Origin of the sequence: aff. Roholtiella sp. LEGE 12411 (assembly GCF_015206995.1) — a bacterium.
In the GTDB taxonomy this organism is placed as follows: Bacteria; Cyanobacteriota; Cyanobacteriia; order Cyanobacteriales; family Nostocaceae; genus Komarekiella.
In genome coordinates this window covers 21409-43350 of sequence record NZ_JADEXR010000004.1, presented here as the reverse complement: position 1 = coordinate 43350, position 21942 = coordinate 21409, and the positions used below count along the sequence as shown (strand labels likewise).

At 42.3% G+C, this 21942-nt stretch carries 22 protein-coding genes and 1 other RNA gene; 16 read left to right on the top strand and 7 right to left on the bottom strand.

Annotation, left to right across the window (positions count from 1 at the left end):
• The first annotated feature begins 93 nt into the window (after window positions 1-93).
• The 6 genes from IQ246_RS01980 (at window position 94) to IQ246_RS01955 (ending at window position 6131) form a co-directional block, all read left to right on the top strand.
• Window positions 94-915, top strand: coding sequence for a transferase (locus tag IQ246_RS01980; protein ID WP_193999618.1), 822 nt, complete (start codon window positions 94-96; stop codon window positions 913-915).
• Between the two features lie 47 nt (window positions 916-962).
• Window positions 963-1751 (top strand): BMC domain-containing protein, encoded by a 789-nt coding sequence (locus tag IQ246_RS01975; RefSeq protein ID WP_193999616.1) that lies wholly within the window; start codon window positions 963-965, stop codon window positions 1749-1751.
• A gap of 268 nt (window positions 1752-2019) precedes the next feature.
• Window positions 2020-2967, top strand: a complete 948-nt coding sequence (locus IQ246_RS01970; protein ID WP_193999614.1) for a LysR family transcriptional regulator — start codon at window positions 2020-2022, stop codon at window positions 2965-2967.
• 171 nt (window positions 2968-3138) lie between these two features.
• Window positions 3139-4761, top strand: a complete 1623-nt coding sequence (locus IQ246_RS01965) for a mucoidy inhibitor MuiA family protein (protein WP_193999612.1) — start codon at window positions 3139-3141, stop codon at window positions 4759-4761.
• A 100-nt stretch (window positions 4762-4861) separates the two neighbouring features.
• On the top strand, window positions 4862-5362 hold the full coding sequence (locus tag IQ246_RS01960) for a GNAT family N-acetyltransferase (RefSeq protein ID WP_193999610.1): 501 nt from the start codon (window positions 4862-4864) through the stop codon (window positions 5360-5362).
• A gap of 58 nt (window positions 5363-5420) precedes the next feature.
• On the top strand, window positions 5421-6131 hold the full coding sequence (locus tag IQ246_RS01955) for a Uma2 family endonuclease (protein WP_193999608.1): 711 nt from the start codon (window positions 5421-5423) through the stop codon (window positions 6129-6131).
• Between the two features lie 39 nt (window positions 6132-6170).
• Here the strand turns inward: IQ246_RS01955 and IQ246_RS01950 are convergent, their stop codons facing one another.
• On the bottom strand, window positions 6171-6371 hold the full coding sequence (locus IQ246_RS01950; RefSeq protein ID WP_193999606.1) for a hypothetical protein: 201 nt from the start codon (window positions 6369-6371) through the stop codon (window positions 6171-6173).
• Window positions 6372-6740: 369 nt separating this feature from the next.
• Between IQ246_RS01950 and mnmE the strand changes: the two genes are divergently transcribed.
• On the top strand, window positions 6741-8132 hold the full coding sequence (gene mnmE / locus IQ246_RS01945) for a tRNA uridine-5-carboxymethylaminomethyl(34) synthesis GTPase MnmE (RefSeq protein WP_193999604.1): 1392 nt from the start codon (window positions 6741-6743) through the stop codon (window positions 8130-8132).
• 47 nt (window positions 8133-8179) lie between these two features.
• Here the strand turns inward: mnmE and IQ246_RS01940 are convergent, their stop codons facing one another.
• Entirely contained in the window at window positions 8180-8458 is a 279-nt protein-coding gene (locus tag IQ246_RS01940) for a hypothetical protein (RefSeq protein WP_193999602.1), read from the bottom strand.
• A 63-nt stretch (window positions 8459-8521) separates the two neighbouring features.
• The gene (gene lepB, locus IQ246_RS01935) at window positions 8522-9163 is read right to left on the bottom strand and encodes a signal peptidase I (RefSeq protein WP_193999600.1); all 642 of its coding nucleotides are present in this window, start codon (window positions 9161-9163) and stop codon (window positions 8522-8524) included.
• A gap of 249 nt (window positions 9164-9412) precedes the next feature.
• Between lepB and IQ246_RS01930 the strand changes: the two genes are divergently transcribed.
• Window positions 9413-10735 (top strand): dihydroorotase, encoded by a 1323-nt coding sequence (locus IQ246_RS01930; RefSeq protein ID WP_193999597.1) that lies wholly within the window; start codon window positions 9413-9415, stop codon window positions 10733-10735.
• Window positions 10736-11392: 657 nt separating this feature from the next.
• On the opposite strand, the gene tsaE is transcribed toward IQ246_RS01930, so the two are convergent.
• Both tsaE and yvcK read right to left on the bottom strand, forming a co-directional pair.
• A complete protein-coding gene (tsaE, locus tag IQ246_RS01925) occupies window positions 11393-11848 on the bottom strand; it encodes a tRNA (adenosine(37)-N6)-threonylcarbamoyltransferase complex ATPase subunit type 1 TsaE (protein ID WP_193999595.1) in 456 nt (151 codons plus the stop codon).
• A 169-nt stretch (window positions 11849-12017) separates the two neighbouring features.
• A complete protein-coding gene (yvcK, locus tag IQ246_RS01920; RefSeq protein WP_193999593.1) occupies window positions 12018-13388 on the bottom strand; it encodes a gluconeogenesis factor YvcK family protein in 1371 nt (456 codons plus the stop codon).
• 173 nt (window positions 13389-13561) lie between these two features.
• Here yvcK and ruvC point away from each other — a divergent pair, with 173 nt between their 5' ends.
• The 5 genes from ruvC to ssrS all read left to right on the top strand — a co-directional run bounded on the left by ruvC (window position 13562) and on the right by ssrS (window position 17794).
• On the top strand, window positions 13562-14053 hold the full coding sequence (gene ruvC / locus IQ246_RS01915) for a crossover junction endodeoxyribonuclease RuvC (RefSeq protein WP_193999591.1): 492 nt from the start codon (window positions 13562-13564) through the stop codon (window positions 14051-14053).
• Between the two features lie 104 nt (window positions 14054-14157).
• Window positions 14158-15459: a bifunctional glutamate N-acetyltransferase/amino-acid acetyltransferase ArgJ gene (gene argJ, locus IQ246_RS01910; protein WP_193999589.1), complete on the top strand. Its 1302-nt coding sequence runs from the start codon at window positions 14158-14160 to the stop codon at window positions 15457-15459.
• A 400-nt stretch (window positions 15460-15859) separates the two neighbouring features.
• Window positions 15860-16351 (top strand): pentapeptide repeat-containing protein, encoded by a 492-nt coding sequence (locus tag IQ246_RS01905; RefSeq protein ID WP_193999690.1) that lies wholly within the window; start codon window positions 15860-15862, stop codon window positions 16349-16351.
• Window positions 16348-17550, top strand: a complete 1203-nt coding sequence (locus IQ246_RS01900; RefSeq protein WP_193999587.1) for a 5-(carboxyamino)imidazole ribonucleotide synthase — start codon at window positions 16348-16350, stop codon at window positions 17548-17550. Before IQ246_RS01905 ends, IQ246_RS01900 begins: the two co-directional genes overlap by 4 nt.
• 60 nt (window positions 17551-17610) lie before the next feature.
• A non-coding RNA gene (gene ssrS / locus IQ246_RS01895) (6S RNA) lies at window positions 17611-17794 on the top strand.
• Between the two features lie 188 nt (window positions 17795-17982).
• Here ssrS and IQ246_RS01890 read toward each other — a convergent pair.
• Window positions 17983-18672, bottom strand: coding sequence for a LuxR C-terminal-related transcriptional regulator (locus tag IQ246_RS01890; protein ID WP_193999585.1), 690 nt, complete (start codon window positions 18670-18672; stop codon window positions 17983-17985).
• A gap of 99 nt (window positions 18673-18771) precedes the next feature.
• On the opposite strand from IQ246_RS01890, the gene IQ246_RS01885 reads away from it, so the two are divergent.
• From IQ246_RS01885 to IQ246_RS30100, 3 genes are all read left to right on the top strand, one after another.
• Window positions 18772-19428, top strand: coding sequence for a DUF3386 domain-containing protein (locus IQ246_RS01885; protein WP_193999584.1), 657 nt, complete (start codon window positions 18772-18774; stop codon window positions 19426-19428).
• 280 nt (window positions 19429-19708) lie between these two features.
• A complete protein-coding gene (locus tag IQ246_RS01880) occupies window positions 19709-19930 on the top strand; it encodes a hypothetical protein (protein WP_193999583.1) in 222 nt (73 codons plus the stop codon).
• 88 nt (window positions 19931-20018) lie between these two features.
• The gene (locus IQ246_RS30100; RefSeq protein ID WP_339379274.1) at window positions 20019-20210 is read left to right on the top strand and encodes a type II toxin-antitoxin system mRNA interferase toxin, RelE/StbE family; all 192 of its coding nucleotides are present in this window, start codon (window positions 20019-20021) and stop codon (window positions 20208-20210) included.
• A 57-nt stretch (window positions 20211-20267) separates the two neighbouring features.
• Here IQ246_RS30100 and IQ246_RS01870 read toward each other — a convergent pair whose 3' ends face one another.
• Entirely contained in the window at window positions 20268-21761 is a 1494-nt protein-coding gene (locus tag IQ246_RS01870; RefSeq protein WP_193999581.1) for a PLP-dependent aminotransferase family protein, read from the bottom strand.
• Window positions 21762-21942: the final 181 nt, after the last annotated feature.

Here is a 21942-nt window from a genome sequence, read left to right as displayed (position 1 = left end):
ATTTACTCAGCGAGAACTCTGAGCGGCAAAAGCCGCCGCTTAGAAGCTCAGTAACTCAGTACTTTAGTTCCGGCTTCCGAGGTGATAATTCCCATGTCTGTGCCGCCACTGCGCCTCAGCGACAAATTTGACTCCTATATTAGTGGCGAGGTGACTATTCATCCGAGTGCAGTATTGGCACCTGGAGTGATACTCCAAGCGGCTACAAACAGCAAGATTATCATTGGCCCAGGGGTCTGTATTGGAATGGGATCAATTCTCCAAGTCCATGAAGGAACCTTAGAGGTAGAAGCAGGAGCAAACTTAGGAGCCGGTTTTTTAATGGTTGGCAAAGGTAAAATTGGAGCAAATGCTTGTATTGGTTCAGCGACAACAGTTTTCAATTGTTCAGTTGAACCTGCACAAGTAGTTCCAGCTGGTTCCATTTTGGGAGATACCAGTCGGCAGATTGGTGAAATCAAACAACCGGAATCACCTACAATTAATCCTGCTTCTACAAGTGAATTACAGCAAAAGGAAGAAGACAATAGCTTAGGAATAGGAGAGGATAAGGTGATTTCCTCAACTAATTTCTCAGCATCGGCTTTTGTGGATTTAAAACACAAGTCAATCTCCTTCTTTAAATCTTCCACCACTCCGGCAACCCAGGCTCCTCCGGTCGAAGAACCCAACAATGGTAAAGATCCTCCTAGCGCTCAAGCATCTACACCACTCAGCGATAACTCTGAGCAACCTTCACCACCGATTAAAAGTTCGGTGAGTAATGGCTCAGATCCTAGTCAGCCAGCCACAGTATCCCCTGAGAGTTTCGGTAATCAAATTTATGGGCAAGGGAGTATACAAAGACTGTTGACCACATTGTTTCCCCATAGACAATCCTTGAGCAACCCAAACTCTGACGATCAGTCTGAGTAAGTGTTAATTGTAAGTTGTCAGCTTTTTCCGTATCTTGGAAAGTTCACATGGAAACATCTAATCAACGGTCTATGAGTAGCATCCAGGCAGCGCCTAGTTACGAAACCTTCGAGGATACTGCTTTGGGTTTAGTTTCTACCCTCAGTTTTCCGGCAATAGTTGGGACAGCGGACATGATGCTGAAATCAGCTGGAGTTCACCTAGTTGGATATGAAAAGATAGGTGGCGGTCATTGTACTGCGATCGTCCGGGGTGGAATTGCTGATGTGCGGCTTGCGGTAGAATCTGGTGTTCAAACTGCTGAACAGTTTGGTCAATTAGTCTCTAGCTTGGTGATTCCCCGTCCTTATCCCAACTTAGAGGTGGTGTTGCCAATTACCAACCGCCTCACTCAATTAATGCGGGAGGGCAATTACAGCCGTCTGAGCCATCAAGCAATTGGTTTAGTGGAAACCCGGGGATTTCCGGCAATGGTCGGTGCATGTGATGCCATGCTTAAAGCTGCTGATGTACATTTGGCAGCCTATGAAAAAATTGGTGGGGGTTTGTGTACAGCCATTATTCGTGGTTCGGTAGCAAATGTTGCGGTAGCAGTAGAAGCAGGGATGTTCGAGGCAGAACGTATTGGGGAGTTGAATGCGGTGATGGTGATTCCTCGACCACTGGATGAAATGGAGCAGACTTTGCCATTAGCAAGTTGCTGGATAGAACAACGTCAACCGTTAAAGTTGCCCATCAATATTAAAGAGCAAGTTGCCGAAAGAGAGATGCTAAGTTTGCCAGATTTAGCTCAGCTACCTGCAAAAATTCAAGAAGAATTATGGAATGATGAATGATGAATTATGAATCATAAATTGTAAGCAATCTTTAATTCAATATTCAACATTCATCGTTAACTGGAAGGCATCTTACGCTTTGCTTGTTGTTATGATAATAGCTTTTCCAGTCCATAAGTCAAATACCTTTATTTTAATAGCACTAATAGAGTTTTATCTATACAAAAACTCGTAACTTCGTATGAGTGACGCTGTATCAATTGCAAGTGTTCAGTAATACTAGTTTTATGTCTATGAATTGCTATTAACTATTAAAGGAGAATCACCCTTGAACCAAGCGACGCTGCACCAGTTGAAGGTGTTCGAGGCGGCGGCACGGCACAGTAGTTTTACTCGTGCAGCTGAGGAATTGTTTCTCACACAACCTACCGTCTCCATGCAGATCAAGCAACTTACAAAATCGGTAGGATTGCCACTATTTGAGCAGGTGGGGAAGCGGTTGTATTTGACTGAAGCAGGACGGGAGTTATTTGCCACTTGTCGGCAAATTTTTGACACCATAGCCCAGTTTGAAATGAAAGTGGCAGATTTAAAAGGGCTAAAACAGGGACAATTACGCTTGGCTGTGATTACAACAGCAAAGTATTTTATACCACGTTTATTAGGGCCATTTTGCCAACTTTACCCAGGAATTGATATCTCGTTGCAAGTAACAAACCACGAAGGAATTTTAGAAAGGATGAGCAGTAATTTGGACGACTTGTATATTATGAGTCAAGTTCCAGAGAACTTAGATCTGAATTTCGAGCCATTTTTAGAAAATCCTTTGGTAGTTTTCGCACCAGTTAATCATCCATTAGCTAGGGAAAAAAATATTGCCATACAACGTTTATCCAATGAACCTTTTATTATGCGGGAACCTGGCTCAGGAACTCGTCGGGCCGTGCAAAACCTCTTTGATGAACAGGAGATAACAGTAAAAGTGAAGCTGGAATTGGGAAGTAACGAAGCAATTAAACAAGCGATCGCAGGTGGTTTAGGAATATCCGTTTTGTCTCGCCATACTTTAATGCCAGATACGACAGAGTTATGCATTTTAGATGTGCAACACTTTCCCATCAAGCGAGATTGGTTCATGGTTTACCCAGGTGGCAAACAGTTATCTATCGTCGCTCGTACCTACTATGAGTATCTACTGGATGCAGCAAAGAGGATTGTAGCTTTAAAGACTCCTGTTATTAGTAACGCGGTAGAGCAGAACTCACGCATGAACTAAGCTGAGCTGCATTTAGCTTGCATTAGTCGGATAAGGGGAGATAGATAAATTAAAAATTAAAAATCTGAATTTTTAATTTTTAATTTAGAATTCCCCCCAGGGGTTGACGGTTAGGCCAGGAAACATTGACAATTAACCAGCATAACCATTAAAAATTGGGAAAAACTGGCAGTGGTTAACCCGGAAATCCCATCTTGGCGCAAAGTAATACAAAGCCAGATTGTAGCTGTCACAGTGTATGCTGACAAAGCTCTAGTTACACGACGGAGTGTAGTATCTTTAACAGGACTTGAACGGGAATTAGTCATTACCCCGTTGCCAGTGACTCTAGAAACTGATTCTGTCAGGGTTAGCGGTAATGGTACAGTGGGGGTACGCTTGCTGGGAGTAAGCAGCGATCGCATTTACACTACCGAACCTGTAGCGGAGCGAGTGGCACAGTTGACGAGGCAAATTCAGCAACTAGAAGTAGAAAAACGCCACCTACAAGCTCAAGTAGACGCTTTAGTATTACAGTCTAATTTTATTGAAGGCTTGCGTGAAAAGACAGAGGAAACCTTTTCACAGAGTCTTGCACGAAAAAACCTCAGCCTCAGCGAAACTTTAGATTTCTTGAACTTTCTCGGAAGCCAGTATAGCGAGTATGCGATCGCATCTGGGGAGTGCAAAACCCAACAGCAAGAATTAGACAAACAATTACAAGCACTCCGCAGCTCGTTGCAAAAAATTCAAACACCCCATCCTAAAGAAAGTTTGAACTTGGTTGTGGCGGTTGAAGTTGCGAGTGAAGGTGAATTTGAGCTAGAGCTTTCCTACCTAGTGAATCACGCTAGTTGGACTCCTCTTTATGACTTGCGCTTCAGTACTAGTAGCGATATCGTACATCTGAGTTACCTTGCAGAAGTCACCCAAAGCAGTGGTGAAGATTGGATTGACGTGGCTCTCACCCTTTCTACCGCTAAACCAGGATTAGGTACACTTCCACCCAAACTTGAACCCTGGTATATCAGCACTCCAACCCCACAAATAGCACGACGATATGATGTCCGTCCAGCATTGCCTACCATCGCAACTCAGGCTGCTCCTGCTGGTGAAGGAAATTGGCAAGAACAGGACGAGATTGCAGGGGATAGTGTCATCCCAGCGGAAACCGTTGTAGCGGAAATATCAAAAGAAGGCAGTGTAGTTAACTTTCAACTGAATGGTGGCGGTAACATTCCGAGTGATGGTACACCCCATAAAACTACAATTTTCAACGATGATTACCCTTGTAGCTTCGATTATATTACAATGCCACGCTTGGTAAGCTTTGCTTATCTGCAAGCTAATGTGAAAAATAGCCCCAACGGTGCGACTTTATTACCAGGCAAAGCGAATATTTTCCGCGATAATATCTTTGTCGGCACAACTAACTTAGAAAACATTGCACCACGACAAGAGTTTAAACTTAACTTAGGAATTGACGAAGGTTTGAAAATTGAGCGTGACTTAGTTGAGCGTCAGGTAGATAAAAGACTAATTAGCAACCAGCGCCGGACTACTTATGGTTATCGATTGGTAATTACTAACTTGCTCAACAAGGAAACAAATCTGAAACTCACTGAACAATTGCCGGTTAGCCGCACCGAGCAAATTAAAGTACGTCTAACTCGCAGTAACCCCCAAATTCAATTGGGTGAAATGGGAATTTTAGAATGGGAGTTAACTCTTCCACCACAGGAACGACGAGAAATATATTACCAGTTCGCCGTTGAACATACGCCTGAATTAACGGTGATTGGATTGGATATATAGAATCGAAGCTCAAGTTATTATTCAAACTCTTCTTACAATTCTCAAATATTGCAAGTGTAACTGCTAGCAAAACCACTCAGCTTTCACGAGACAACAGGAAATGAATTTGCTGGTTCGAGAAGCACAACCGAATGATGCTGCGGCAATTGTTGGCGTTTTGAACCCGATCATCGAAGCCAGTGTGTATACTGCATTTGATACACCGCTAACAGTCCAGTTTGAACGGGAGTATATTTTGAATTTTCCTCAGCGTGGAGTGTTCCATGTTGCTGTAAGCTGTTTTGATCAGAAGATTGTTGGGTTTCAAAGCATGGAACCATTCGCTAATTTTACACACGCGTTTGACCATGTAGGGATTATCGGAACATACGTGGATCTTTCATACCGCCGACAAGGTATTAGCAAGATTCTGTTTGAGGCTACATTTGAAACCGCTCGCCATAAAGGTTACGAAAAGATATTAACTTACGTTCGCGCCGATAATTTCGCTGCATTAGCTAGTTATCTCCAGCATGGTTTTCGCATAATTGGGACTGCACAAAAACAAGCCAAATTCAAAGAAACTTATGTGGATGAGATCATCATTGAACGGTTCTTGTAAGTAGCGTCTACGTTCTTTACTGCTACGCTAAACTAATAGCACTGAAACATTTGCTGCCATGTCTGTCGCTCAAGATTTAGAAACCCCAGAAAATGTTATATTTCCCCCAGGGGATTTATATAGTGACGAACCGCCTTTGGAAAGTGACTTGCATCGGCTACAAATGACGCTGCTCATTCAATGTCTTGAGTGGTTGTGGCAAAATCGTAATGACTTTTATGCGTCTGGCAATATTACAATTTACTACAGTCCACGCCAGCGCAAATCAGAATATTTTCGAGGCCCAGATTTTTTTGTAGTGCTGGGGACTGAACACCAACCCCGCAAAAGTTGGGTTGTCTGGGAAGAATATGGTAAGTATCCCAACGTGATTATAGAACTGCTATCAGATTCCACAGCAGCAACTGACAAAGGCTTGAAAAAACAAATTTACCAAGATACCTTTCGCACACCAGAATACTTTTGGTTCGATCCTAATAATTTAGAATTTGCTGGGTTTGTTTTATTAGCTGGTAAGTATCAACCACTGGAACCCAATCCTCAAGGTTGGTTGTGGAGCCAGCAGCTAGAGTTATACTTGGGAGTTTATCAACAAAATTTACGCTTTTTCACTCCTGAAGCAGAACTAGTTCCGACACCGGAAGAAGTTGCACAACAGGAAACGCAGCGGGCTGAACAAGAAAAGCAGCGGGCTGAACAAGAGAAACAACGCAGCGATCGCTTGGCGGCTAAACTGCGAGAATTAAGTATAGATCCAGATACAGTTTAGCCTCTGGGATGTCTTGCCTTTTACCTGTTGATGCTAATGCTATGGATCTTCAGGAAAAACCCATTTGGGCGGTTCCGTTATTCTTTTTTGCAGACGTTCTTCAGCGATTCGCAGCATTTCGTCTAAAGAAGTTTCTTCAACGAATTTTACAGTTGCTTCTTTAAATTCGATATTGGGGCATTTATCCCCTAAAACGCAACCGTTAATACAGGCTTCAGCACAGTTAATCTTCTGCTCCACAGTAAATTCCTCCTCTCTACTTAAGAGGTTTTTCTACCCTCCAGATAAATTTTACCTTGCCATTTGCCATCCTATTGGTCTAGATACAGCAGAATCATACGTAGAGACGTTACATGTAGAGACGTTACATGTAACGTCTCTACAGGGTTTCGGGTTTTATTTATGTACTTCATATACCTGAAATCTGCTGTATTTACCATTTAAATAAAAGTCCTTGATAATTTAGACTTCTGATGGCATTCGGAAAAAGGAAATTTAATTCCTTTAAGTCTTTTCCCCCTTCATGCAAAAGTACCTTTGATGTCAGGTCTATTCTACTCCTGCTACGCTAAGCGTAATATATGCAATGTTTTGCTGAAAAGGGCGCTCATGTCAGAACTCTTTGCTACTACTGGAACCATCGCCGCGATCGCTACTGCTGTTGTTCCTCAACAGGGTAGCGTTGGCATTGTGCGGGTATCTGGTTCTCAAGCAATGGCGATCGCCCAAACTCTTTTTCACACACCTGGGCGGCAAATTTGGGAAACTCACCGGATTCTCTACGGTTACATCCGCCATCCTCAAACGCAACAACTGGTGGATGAATCTTTGTTGCTGATGATGAAAGCACCCCGTTCTTACACTCGTGAAGATGTGGTGGAATTCCATTGCCACGGGGGAATTATGGCAGTGCAACAGGTTTTACAACTGTGTTTGGAACAAGGAGCAAGACTTGCTCAACCGGGAGAATTTACCCTCCGCGCCTTTTTGAATGGGCGATTGGATTTGACGCAAGCTGAAAGCATTGCCGATTTAGTGGGAGCGCGATCGCCACAAGCTGCTCAAACTGCTTTAGCTGGTTTACAGGGAAAATTGGCTCATCCCATCCGTCAGTTACGCGCTAACTGTTTGGATATTTTGGCAGAAATCGAAGCTCGGATAGATTTTGAAGAAGATCTACCCCCGTTGCATGATAAAGCAATCATATCAGAAATCGAAAAAATTGCCGCAGAAATCACCAGGCTACTAGCAACCAAAGACAAAGGCGAACTGCTACGCACAGGTTTGAAAGTCGCAATTGTTGGGCGTCCGAACGTTGGTAAGTCAAGCTTATTAAATGCTTGGAGCCAGAGCGATCGCGCCATTGTCACCGATTTACCTGGAACAACCCGCGATGTCGTCGAATCTCAGCTAGTGGTTGGCGGAATTCCCGTGCAAGTACTAGATACGGCGGGCATTCGGGAAACAGCAGACCAAGTAGAAAAAATTGGGGTTGAGCGATCGCAGCGTACTGCCAGTGCAGCCGATTTAGTGCTGTTGACTATCGATGCTTCAGATGGTTGGACGCAAGGCGATCAAGAAATTTACGCTCAAGTGCAACATCGTCCATTAATTCTAGTTATTAACAAAATCGACCTTGTAGAAACGGAATTTATTAAGTCTTTAAAATATCCAAACACGATTCACCAAGTTGTTGCCACAGCAGCAGCACAGAATCAAGGTATTGATACTTTAGAAACAGCGATTTTAGAGATAGTTAAATTTGGAAAAGTCCAAGCTGCTGATATGGACTTAGCCATTAATCAAAGGCAAGCAGCGGCGTTAATTCAAGCTAAAATCTCATTAGAACGGGTACAAACAACAATTGCTGAACAATTACCCCTTGATTTTTGGACAATTGACTTACGCGGTGCAATTCAGGTATTAGGAGAAATTACGGGAGACGAAGTTACAGAATCAGTACTTGACAGGATTTTTAGCCGATTTTGTATTGGAAAATAAACTACTAAGATGTAGATAACAAAAAACAGTGAAAAACAAGTTAGTGCTTATATGGTTGTTTTTTCTAGCTGGTGTGACTGGAACTCTGTGTAATGTTTCCAGAGTTGCCCTAAATCATATTGGCAGCTCGCCGCCCTAGACGCGATCGCTCCACAAGCAACTTGTGCTGATGCCCTAAATTGGTAACTGTCGAGCGATGAATCAAACCGCTGCAAAGCGATATCAGTGGCGATCGCATCCCGCCGACTCCGCACGATCTCCCGGTGGCGCTTAGTATTCTTCAGCCCACTTGCTATGAAAAATTGACGTTTTGGAAAGCCTTTCACCCTAAATCTGATTAAAAAGAAAGGCAGGAGGCAGAAAGTATTAATAAAAACTTTAATCGCTAATTATGGATATAGTGGTGATTTATCAATTCCACCAATGTGATTGAGTGGCCAAAAACGAAGTACAGCACGTCCAATGATATTGTTGCGAGGGACAACACCCCAGCAGCGACTGTCGTAGCTACTGTTACGGTTATCACCTAGAACTAAATATGAGTCGGATGGTATAGTCTGGGGTTTTGCTAAAAAAGGCGGTTGCTGTCCTGATGTGCAAACATCAATTACTGTACGCTGTGTAGAAAGTAGATAATTTTTCTCCTGTAAAGGTTTATTGTTGATATAGACATTGCCATTTCTAAGTTCTACTTTGTCTCCAGGTAAGGCAATTATGCGTTTAATAAAAGCATCCTGGTATTGTTCTTTTTGTAACTCTTGTGTTGGGGAAAACACTACAATATCTCCCCGCTGTGGGTCAGAAAATTTATACTTCAACTTATCGACAATTATTTTGTCTGCCTCCCACTGGTTGGGCGTACCATGCAGCGTTGGTTCCATTGAGCCAGAAGGAATCCAGCGTGCTTCGGCAACAAAGGTACGAATCCCCAGGGCTAGAACGATGCTCAAGATAATTGTTCTACCTAGCTCTGCGATCCAGGAATTGTCAGGTTGTTGGCTAGAATTGTTATCAGACACTTGATTTTGCATGAAAGTACTTAACTAAAGGAAGGATGCAGGTAATTAACTCGCCTGGGAAGACTTTATTTGTTAATCTTAACGGTAGGGATAACTTTGATTTCCTGGTCATGTGGGCATGTTTACAGAGATATTCATAAATTAAAAATAAACTTTTTTTAGCGTGCAGCAAAAAATTGGCTACTCAGAGCGCAACCAAGCTTAACCTAAAAGGAGAGTTATCTGTAAGGTATAGCTCTGTGTTGTAACGCTTTTAACGCCATGTCATCTCCAAAAAGTTTACTGATTCGCCACGCTCGCATGATTCTACCCAATGGTGAATTGATGATTGGGGATGTGGTGACGCGCGATCGCCAAATAGTCGAAGTTGCACCAAAAATCTCCCAAACAATACCAACCACAGAGATTGACGCACAAGGTTTAACTTTGTTGCCAGGAGTCATTGATCCACAAGTGCATTTCCGGGAACCAGGACTAGAACACAAGGAAGATTTGTTCACTGCTAGTTGTGCCTGTGCCAAAGGGGGAGTCACTTCCTTTCTGGAAATGCCCAACACACGTCCTCTTACAACTACACAGTCAGCTTTAGACGACAAGCTACAACGTGCCTCCAACAAGTGCTTGGTTAATTATGGCTTTTTTATTGGAGCAACGGCAGAGAATTTACCAGATTTGCTTTTAGCAAAGCCGACACCGGGAATTAAAATTTTTATGGGGTCGATGCATGGTCAGTTGTTGGTCGATGGAGAGGCGGTATTGGAAGCGATATTTGCTAAGGGCGATCGCTTAATTGCCGTTCATGCTGAAGATCAAGCCAGAATCAATCAACGACGCCAAGAATTTGCTGGTATTCATGATCCAGCAGTTCACTCCCAGATTCAAGATAATCAAGCAGCATTACTGGCAACTCAACTAGCATTAAAACTTTCTCAAAAATATCAGCGTCGTCTGCATATCCTGCATCTGTCAACAGCCGAAGAAGCAGATTTGCTGCGTCAGGATAAACCAAGTTGGGTAACAGCAGAGGTGACACCACAGCATTTGTTGTTGAATACCAGCGCGTATGAGAAGATTGGCACTTTAGCACAGATGAATCCACCGTTGCGATCGCCCCACGATAACGAAGTTCTCTGGCAAGCTTTGCGCGATGGCGTAATTGATTTCATCGCCACAGATCACGCACCGCACACCTTAGCTGAAAAAGCTCAAGAATATCCCAATAGTCCTTCGGGTATGCCAGGGGTGGAAACTTCTCTAGCTTTGATGTTAACTGCGGCGATAGAAGGGCGGTGTACTTTGGCCCAAGTTGTTAATTGGATGTCCAAGAACGTGGCTGAGGCTTATGGTATTCCGAATAAAGGGGCGATCGCACCTGGTTACGATGCTGATTTAGTACTTGTAGATTTAAATACATACCGCCCAGTCCGGCGCGAAGAATTGTTAACAAAGTGTCGTTGGAGTCCTTTTGAAGGCTGGAACCTCACAGGATGGGCTGTAACAACCATTGTCGGCGGTGAGATTGTTTATGACAAAGGCCAGTTAAATACGGAAGTACGGGGTCAAGCTTTAACTTTTTCCTCGTAAATATTACCATCGTATTTTTATAATTATTCCTGTATAAATACAGGAATAATTGAATAAAACTATATTGACAACCGCGTTAGCTACAGATATAAACCTAAAAAATGATTCAATAAAGTTTTATTGAAATTAGTTTATTTGATCAATAACAACCAGTGTTTTTATGTATAGATATTAACTTAATCTTGGGGAATACTAAATACAAGGATAGGTTAAACGACTTATGCAGAACTTGATTGTTGTTTAACTTTTCTCTACTAGCGTTTAGTGCTCAATAATTTCGATTAGTTCTCTAGATAATTGTAGAGAATTATTCGGATTAAATTAAACTTGCTAAGTTTTGTAAGAACTATCATTTAACCCAACAACAGTTTACAAGTCTTTAATTTACACACCATTAAAGTCAGGTTTTTAACTGATTATTGCTGGCTGAAAGCTAGTAGATGTCAATCCTGAATATATTCTGCTGTTCAACATTTTTTTTATAATTGAGATAACAATGTTAGCAATTTTTGATGGTGAGCGTGGTAGTGGTAGATAGGACGAGTGTGGAATTATCCCTCGACTATTTGCATAAATTTTCTAGTTTTTTGATCAACTAATTTGCATACAAGTTGCATAATTTTTTGTTAGGGCTACAGTTATGAACTGGAAATAACATTACATAGAGGCGATCGCTTCGCTAATGGCACAATTAAATGGCGTAATTTCGGCTTGACGAGTAACCTCATGCTCATAAGTCAAATTGATGCTCAGATAACTATCTGGTTTGTAAGGCATTCGTTCTGCCCATTCAATTGCCACAATTCCTGGTATTACCTCAACACCTTCCCAGTAGGTTTCTAAATTCAAAGCTACAACTTCTTGTGGTTCTAAGCGATATAAATCTAAGTGGTAAAGAGGTAGGCGTCCTTCGGTGTACTCATTAATGAGCGTGAAAGTGGGACTGACAACGAGTTCAGTGATTCCTAAACCTTTGCCAATGCCTTGAACTAGAGTAGTTTTTCCAGCGCCTAAATCACCTTCTAGTAAAATTACACTGCCCGTGGTCAGGGATTCACCGAGAGTAATACCTAAGCGTAGCGTCGCTTCTGCATCTGCAAGAAAAATTTTCATAATTAGTCAAGGGTCAAGGGTCAAGGGTCAAGAGTCAAGAGTCAAGGGTCAAGAGTCAAGAGTCAAGAGTCAAGGGTCAAGAGAAAGTAGACTTTGGACATTTGACTTTGGATATTTGACTTTGGACTTTGGACATTTGACTCTGGACATTTGACCCTTGACTATTAATTTATCTCCCATGATGAGCGCCACCGTACCACCGTAACAACACTCGTGCTAGTTTCTGCGGGTTGTGACGTACGATACCCGTTTCATCTTCATACAAAACATTAGCTGGGACAATCCGCCGCCCTAGCTGAGATATAGCTTCTCTATCCAGGAAAACGGGATGGGAATTTTGTTGGGCATAGCGGATGAGTGATTGGTCAGAGGGGGATTTTTTGTGTACTAGCACAGCATCAAATAGCCGTCTTTGCCCGCAAGCTGCATCAATTGCCCTGATGTGGTCAGCAACAGTGTATCCTTCAGTTTCTCCAGGTTGAGTCATAATATTGCAGACATAAATACGGGGGGCGTCTGTTTTGGCGATCGCGTCGGCAATTTCTGGAACTAATAAATTGGGAATCAAACTGGTATAAAGGCTACCTGGGCCAATGATGATGTAGTCAGCTTCTTTAAGTGCCTTAATAGCTGCTGGTACTGCTGGGGGATTAGCGGGAATGCAGCCAAGTTTGACAATTTTTCCTCCAGCTTTGGGAATGCTGGACTCGCCTTCAATACGGCGACCATCGGCTAATTCGGCCCAGAGGCGAACATCGCTGAGAGTTGCTGGCAATACTTGTCCCCGTACCGCTAGCACCTTGGAACTGGCCGCAACTGCCTGTTCCAAATCTCCAGTAATATCACTCATTGCCGTTAAAAACAAATTACCAAAACTGTGACCCGTTAATCCATCGCCAGCACGAAAGCGGTATTGAAACAATTCTGTTAATAACTTTTCTTCATCTGCTAGTGCTGCTAAACAATTGCGAATATCCCCTGGTGGTAGCACTCCAAACTCTTGGCGCAACCGCCCAGAAGACCCACCATCATCGGCTACGGTGACAATAGCAGTAATATTGGCGCTGTATGTTTTGAGTCCCCTCAACAATGTAGAAAGTCCTGTACCGCCACCAATCACCACTATTTTGGGGCCTCGGTACAATCGCCGATGGGCTAGCAGAACATCAATAAGTTCCTCTTCACCTTCTGGTCTTAATACCTTAGTAATTGAGCCTACCGTGCGAGTTTGCCCCCAAAGCAGCAGCAGAAAGCCGCAAAGCAACACTAAAGGCCCACTGATATAGTTGGGTAATACCTCGGTGATTACTCCCAGAAAACCCCTAAGCAGCTCGATCATCCAAAAAATTGGGGTTAGCTTAATCCAAATAGCCAAGCCCAGACTTGCCAGCAGTACACCCCCAACACTGATTAACAACCAACGTTTTATCGATAGCCCAGGGGATAACCACTTAAACCATTGGTTAACTCGATGGGAAGTACGAGAACGCGACTGCTTTTGTAGGGCTTTGAGGGCTTGTCTGAGAAAACCGATTGACATACCTGATTCGGAGCAATGGTACAAACAATGATTAACAGAAAATGTATACCACCTGATTTAAACACCAAGTGTGGAACTATTATATTTTTCAATTCCATTAAACTTAGAGCAAGTCGTCAAAGTTGTCAGTCTTCTTAGTTAAACAAGAGCCTGGTTTGCTAAAAGTGAATTTAATGGAAAAACGAATTTTAGGATTAGATCCGGGACTGGCGATTTTAGGGTTTGGGGCAATTACTTGCACACAAAGTTCTACCAAAGTACAACAGACTACAGTAAATATGCTGGATTTTGGTGTAATCCGCACATCGGCAGATGCAGAAATGGGACAGCGTTTGTGTACTTTGTTTGATGATTTGCACGCCCTGATTGAGGAGTTGCAACCAGATTTGGTTGCAATTGAAAAACTATTCTTCTATCGTATGTCAAGTACTATCCTTGTTGCACAGGCGCGGGGTGTACTCATTTTAGTATTGGGGCAGCGTCGTCTTCCGTATGTTGAGTTTACCCCTGCTCAAATTAAACAAGCCCTAACAGGGTATGGTAATGCGGATAAGTCTGAAGTGCAAGAGGCGGTAGCACGGGAGTTAGATTTAGATGAGATTCCTAAGCCAGATGATGCTTCAGATGCTTTGGCGGTGGCTTTGACGGCTTTGTATCAGCTGTAGCCTATTGTACGTAGAGACAATACTTTTCGGAGAATCATGACACAATAGCCTCAAATTTACTACCGATGAGCTAAGCTTTGCTAGAATTCAGGGCAAAATTTTTCATGTATATTACCAATCAAGTTCATGGACTAAAAAGTCTCCGGATCCATGCGCCCCTCAATGGTGATCCAGAGCAAACGACATATAAATTTTGGTCACAAGCTGATCAAAAATGGTGTGACTTATGTTGGAGTTTGCGTTATCAACCTAGTGGTATTCAGAGTGTTGCGTTAAGTGCAGGTGTTAAAAAATCAGGTGTTCTTGACTTCACAGTTGTCAAGTTGCCGCGTCGCGGATCAACTGTTGGAGTATTTACTCAAAACCGATGTTCAAGCCCCGCCGTAAAGATTGATCGCTCCAATCTTGCTAATGGATACGCTCAGGCATTAGTCGTAGTAAGCAAGAATGCAAATGTGTTTACTCCCACCGATGAGCAAGATGCTCTGCAAATAATAAATAGCGTTAGTAATGAATTCAAAATAGATGCTGATGATGTACTAATTTCATGCACAGGGGTTATTGGCGTACCTTTGCCGATGGATCGATTACTACCTGCGATCGAAGGATTATCTAAGCGTGTCAATCAAGGACTAACGAATGAGGTAGCTGAAGCCATCTTAACTACTGATTTTGGGATTAAGGTCTGCTCTGCAAAAGCAGGGGATGTTTTTCTAGCAGGTGTGGCAAAGGGCGCGGGCATGATTGAACCTAATATGGCTACAATGTTGGTTTACTTTTTCACAAATGTGAATGCAGATCCAGCACAACTTAGCATGATACTTAAAAGAGTTGTGGCTCGAACCTTTAACAGCATCAGTGTCGATACTGACACTAGTACAAGCGATTCAGTAATTCTTTTCTCCACCTCTGAGTTGGAAGCTACAGAAGAACGGTTACAAGACTTAGAATCTGCTTTAGCCGCAGCATCTCTAAAATTGTGTCAAGATATTTTATATCAGGCTGAAGGATCGACAAAATTAGTTGAAGTGACTGTCAGTGGAGGATCTTCCGAACAACATGCCAAACAAGTTGCAAAATTGATTGTGAATTCTCCATTAGTAAAAACAGCAATCTTCGGATCTGATCCAAATTGGGGACGCATTGTTATGGCTCTTGGGAAGCCTGGACAAGACAGTACTACTCCAATTGATCCATCAAATATTTGTATTTCAATTGCTGGCACAAGGTTATTTGAAAATGGTAAAGCAATAAACTTGAACCTTGACAAATTATCGTCAACGCTTCAGCGAAGCAAAAAAGTAGCTATTCATGTTGAACTTGGTGAAGGTAGTGAAATTTGGACTGTCTGGGGATGTGATTTAGGTTATGACTACATTAAAATCAATGCAGAGTACACAACATAACTAGGACTTACGCAACTGGCACACAAGGCTTCTGGTATAAGGGTCAAGGGTCAAGGGGAGCCACTGCGCCCTTGCGGCTCTGCCGACTTAAAGCAAGTGGCGTTCAAGAATCAAGGTTTTTTGGACTTTTGACCTTTGACTCTGGACAACCTCTGGCGTTAAAAATATGACACTTGCGTAAGTCCTGATAACTTGAAGCGATGGCTCCGCCCCCCCACAGGCATCGTAAGATTTTTTTAATAACAAATACAATAACCAAGTTTTGTAATAATAGGATAGCTTGTATTGATTGTCTGATAAAGCTTCTAGAGATTGACCTCTCAGAGAGTGACACAAGAGGGGTAATATTCAAATGCGATAAGCTAAAATGCAGCGATAGGATACAAAATTGGTTAGCAATATGTTTTGGCGGCGAGGGTTAGCGTTACTTCTGGGGATTATAGTATGGTGCGCGGCTCATCCCGCACTAGCGGTAGACTGGACTCATCCACTGTCATTTAGCAATGCAGAATTGTCAAGACATAATTTTTCTGGTGAGAGCTTGCAAGCTGCGGAGTTTTCTAACGCAAATATGGAATTGGCGAACTTTACAGACGCTGACTTGCGGGGAGCAGTATTGAGTGCTTCGGTAATGACACAAGCGAATCTGCACGGAGCGGATTTAACTAACGCAATGGTTGATCAGGTAAACTTAACCAAAGCTGATTTGAGCGATGCAGTTTTCAAAGAAGCTCTTTTGCTCCGCGCCATCTTTACTGATGTGAACATAGATGGTGCAGATTTCACTGATGCAATTTTAGATAAAGTGCAAATTAAAGAACTGTGCGGAAAAGCCAGTGGTGTGAATTCTAAAACTGGCGTGCAAACTAGTTATTCTCTGGGATGTCAATGAAGCGTGTTGGTATAATTGGTGGCGGGCAGCTTGCCTGGATGATGGGAGACGCAGCAAAGAAGCTAGGAGTGGAATTATTAGTACAAACTCCTAGTAAATATGACCCAGCCGTTTCAATTGCCCAAGAAACCATTTTTGCCCAGGTTGATGATGCCAGAGCCACAGAAATATTAGCTACAAAATGCGATGTCATCACCTTTGAAAACGAATTTGTTAATTTAGATGCTTTATCCTTGCTAGCACAAAAAGGCGTTTGCTTCCGCCCTCGGTTAGATGCCTTGTCACCCCTTTTAGATAAATATCATCAGCGTTGCTATTTGCGCGATTTGGGATTACCTGTCCCTCAGTTTTTCGCTCTCGACGAGCTAGAATATTTCAAATCAAAAATGAGATATCTAGGTTTTCCAGTAGTCCTTAAATCCCGGCGCCACGGATATGACGGTCAAGGTACTTTCATAATTCCAGATTTGGTAACTTTGCAAGAAAAAGCGAATGAAAGCATCACCAACAAGACATCTAGTCAATCACTTTTCTTGTTAGAAGAATTTGTACCCTTTGAAAGGGAACTGGCTGTAATTGCTGCACGTTCTGTAGATGGAGAGATTGTAACCTACCCAGTTGTAGAAACCCAACAAGAACAACAAATCTGTCGGCGGGTAATTGCGCCAGCCCGGATTAGGCCTAATCAAGTAGCAGAAATAAAAGCGATCGCACACACTTTATTAGATAACCTACAAGTAGTAGGAGTTTTTGGGATTGAGCTATTTCTCACTGCTGATGGCAAAGTACTGGTAAATGAAATCGCCCCCCGCACCCATAATTCCGGACATTTCTCCCTTGAAGCCTGTGAAACTTCTCAGTTTGAGCAGCACCTCAGAGCAGTTTGTGGTTTACCTTTGGGTAATCCTAGTTTGCAGTGCGCTGGTGCTGTGATGGTCAACCTTTTAGGGTACGAAAATTCTCAAAGCGACTACCAAAGTAAGCGCCAACAATTAGCGGAGATTCCCCAAGCACACGTTCATTGGTACGGTAAGACTGAATCACGTCCTGGGCGAAAGCTGGGACATGTCACTGTTTTGCTCGATCATCAGCACCAGGATAAGTTAAGTGCGATCGCCAACGGCGTCGGCAGAGCCATCGCCAATGGTATCAGCGCAGCCATCGCCCACACCATAGAATCCATCTGGTATCCCAGTTAAATTTTCTAGAAAGTTTCGAGATAGAATACACAACATCTTTTGGAAGGCTATAATGAATTAGTTGCACTACGACGTTGGTGACTGCCATCAAGTTTTTTGATCTATGCCTTTAAAGAAAAGGGAGTCAAGCAGTTCTCGTGGCAGTAGACCGGGCATGTACCCGGAAACTTTAAACGATAAATTTCGGTTCCCACCTGGTTTAACCAGGTCATAAACTTAGGTAAAACGGCGTCGCGGTGAACTTAAAACTTCTAGCTCCCAAAGTTATTAAAACTTGGGAGCTTTAAACATTCAAATCAGTACTACTTATAGTAAAAATAAGAAATTAAAAACTAAGAATATTAGATCTGGAGTTTGGACTAGTCAGGAGCGCAAAACTCCAAACCTTTATGGCAACAGCTATACATCAAATATAAGCGCACCCGTTGATGTTTAATTGATTTGTTCGGACTGTGGAAGAGATATCGAATGCAGCTTTGCTACCATCTCAGTACGCGCCGAAACCTCTAGTTTACGAAACATCCGCTTCAAAGCTTGTTTGACAGAATTTTGCGTAATCCAAAGTTTTTCACCAATTTCCGCATTCGTTAACCCTTGGGCTACTAGTTCAGCAATTTCTAACTCACGCGCTGTTAGTGGACTGATTAAAAAGGAGTTGGAGATTTTTGGTTTCGTCCGCAGGGTGGCCATTTTTGCCGATAAATGAAGGCATAAAGCACTCAGATCGGCTAAATCGTTGGCATTAAAGGCAGGATTACCCTTGTCGCGGGTAAAGTTCAGCGTTCCTACCAGATGACCATCACAAACAATTGGCCCTGTCATGACGTGTTCATGGTCGTGGCGCGGGCAAATATGCTTCCAGTCGCCTGGAGATAGTATTAATTGCTCATGAGCGGGAGCGTGACGCTCAACCACATAGCGACCGACGGGATTGCTTTCTAAGCATACCGCTGGAATGCCCTGAACATCAATCTCAGCCGTTGGCGGCTCATTTAGGAGATAGATACCCCAATTTTGCACGCCAAAATGCTCGCCAATTTTATCCATGAGAGCTAGTTTTAATTCTTGCTCATTGCGGACATTAGCGATCGCATGAAATACGGCGTGAAGAGAATTAGCCATAAGTGTACCCAGTTGGGGTCTATCCAAGGCTCAACAATTACTTCTATGCTAATACCAAGAAGAATAAAACGCTAATTACAGTGGCGATAGGAGAAGCACATGACAGTTACACAACTCTCTGCTCAGGAACTTTTCCGGGCTGCTTATGAGAACCGCTATACGTGGGATAAGAATTTCCCCGGTTACACTGCAAATATTACCTATAAGCATGACAATAAAGTGTTTACAGGCAAAGTTATTGTCAATGCTAATCTCAAGGCAGAAGTTTTGGATGTAGATGACGAGCAAGCAAAACAGGCAATTCACGGTCAAGCCTGGGAGATAGCAATTCACCGCATCCGCCGCAGCTTTGAAGACACTCACAGCACCAATACGTTTAGCTATGGCAAAACTGACGAAACTGGTGCAGTTGAGCTTTTAGTTGGTGGGAAGGCTGAGGGTGATAAATACAAAGTCCGCAATAATGAGGTGTGTCATGTTCACCGTCTCATTCACGGTACTTTTGTGACAATTGACACCTTCAGCAGTCACGACACGGGTGAAGGCTACCTGTCTCACACTTATGACTCTGTGTATCATGACCCCAAAACTGGGGAACAAAAGGGTGGTAGAAGCGAATTTACAGATGAGTATGAAAAGGTTGGTAACTATTTCATTCTAAATCGTCGAGAAATTCGCACTGAAATAGAAGGACAAGTATCTATTCAGGAATTTGTCTTCTCTGATATCAACTTGTTAGAGCCTGCTGCTGCTTAAGCTGCATGTCTTGAATATAAATATAGGCGATCGCTCTTTAAGTTAACAGAGCGATCGCTTTTATTTTTGGTGTTCAGAGTTACAAGTATGAAATTTCGAGAAAAAAGCTTAATGTTTGGAGCCTTGATAACATTTATAGTTTTGAACTGAAAGGATGATACTTAAATGTGAAGTATAGAGTTCAAAAGGCGATGTCTGACGCTGATGACAAGCAGCTTTGCTAACGAAATAGAAACAAGATCTTATTATAATAAAGCATCAAAATCTATAAACATTATCAATGAGCAAACTTGTATCTTTTCAGACATTAGTTGAATACGTTGAAGCTCTTTCAACAGAAGATCAAGACTTGCTGCTGGAACTGATTCAGAAAAGACGAGTTGAAAAACGGCGTCAAGAAATTGCTAACAATGCAGCACAAACGCTGGAAGCAATCAAGACTGGTAAAGCCAAACGTGGAAGCATTGCAGATCTAAGAGCTGACTTGCTAAGTCAAGAATGAAAACCCTGATTTGGGATAATAGCTTTAAGCGTGCTTTTAAGCGAGTGGTTCGTAAGAATCCTCGGTTAGAGGGAAAATTTTTGAAGTTTTGGAATTGCTGGAAGCTGACCCGTTTACAATATCTTTGAAGCCACACAAATTGAAAGGCGAGCTAGAAGGTTTGTGGGCGTGTTGGGTCGAATATGATTGTCGTATAGTCTACACTTTTGATACGAATAATGATACTAATGAAGAGATGATTGTCCTTATGGATATTGGTACTCATGACGAGGTATATTGAGGAGTTTATACAAAGCGATCGCTTGATTGTTAGTTTGAGAATCGCATTGTCTCTATACTAAATACTGTGGGCAAGCGGTTGATAATTAGATATCCGCTCATGTCCTCTGGAAATGTACTTTTTGAGCAACTTACCTACAATAGAAATACCTTGCTCAATCTCTTCTTGCGGAAGACAGAAAGTCAGACGCATGGCTGGATAACCCTGCTTATCGGGGAAAAACGGCGAACTGCAAGCAAGGTAGACATTTTGTGCAAAAGCTTCGTTACGAATTGCTTGAATAGGAATATTATCTGGTAACTGCACCCAGAGAAACAATCCTCCCGTAGGAACTGTCCACCGTGCTTCTTCGGGAAATTCACGCTCTAAAGCTTGCAGCATCGTATTACGACTTTGCAGATTATGTGTACGAAGTCGGCTAAGGTGACGACGGTAATGTCCTGAAGCGAGATATTCACTCACTATTGCTTGAGAAATACTGGATGTGTGCAAATCATGAAGCAATTTCTGCTCAAGAATTGCTTGATAATGCTTGCCTGTAACTACCATATAACCAACTCGTAAACCAGGCATCAATGTTTTAGAAAAGGTGCTTAAGTAAGTCACTAAATCATTTTTATCTAAAGCTTTAATTGGTGCAGGTACAGGTTTAAAATCTAATCCTTCATAGGCATTATCTTCTAAAATTGGACACTCGTATTTTTCGGCTAATGCTAGTAATTCTTGGCGATGAGCTTGTGTTGTTGTCAACCCGGTGGGATTGTGGAAGGTGCTGATTGTATAAATTAATTTAGGGCGGTGACTATATAGATACTGCTCTAATAATTCTAGATTGATTCCCTCCGCAGTCATGGGAATGCCAATAATTCTGGCTCCTAAGTTTTCTAAGATAGATATTGCACCATAATAAGTGGGTGCTTCCACAATTACCCAATCACCAGATTTTACATAATAGTCCATAGCTAATGACAACCCTTGCTGAGAGCCATTAGTAATAATTAAATTTTCTGGAAAAACCTCTAATCCCTGTTGTACTAACATCTGAGCAATTTGTCTGCATAAAGTTAGTTGTCCTTGAGGTATGTCATGAGAAAAGAAAATATCAGGGTTTTCTTGTCTTAATGCTCGTCTAGCAATGAGGTTAATATCTGTTGGTGGATGAGGATAACCATAGCCCAAATTAATTACTCCTGGCTGTGTTTTTGCTTGCACCAAGGGAGTGTACATATCATAAAAAGAACTCTTACCTGGCTCTAGGATTGTGACATTTTGGGCTGGGGAAAATGTAGATTCCAGGTGGGTACTCTTAACAGAAACGCTGTTGATAAAATATCCAGATCCCTGACGTGCAGAAACAATACCATCGGCTTCTAAAACGCTATATGCTTCAATAATGGTTAGTTTATTAACTTGCAAACTTTCTGCAAGAGCGCGAATTGAGGGGAGGCGATCGCCACTTTTCAGAGCGCCGGATTTAATGAGACGACTGATGCGATCGCGTATCTGCAAATAAATAGGTTTGCGTGATTGACGTTCCAACAAAATGTTCATTTGGGCGCACTCATTTCAAGAGTGCAAAGTTATCAATACTGGCAATATAAACGATTTTTACTAAGTTTACCTAGTACAGTTGGCGGATTTTTTACTATAACAGTTGTAATGTCAGATAACTGTACTATCTATAATTAGCTATAATTGTACCTTCTCAGTTAAAAGTTTTTGAATAAAAGTA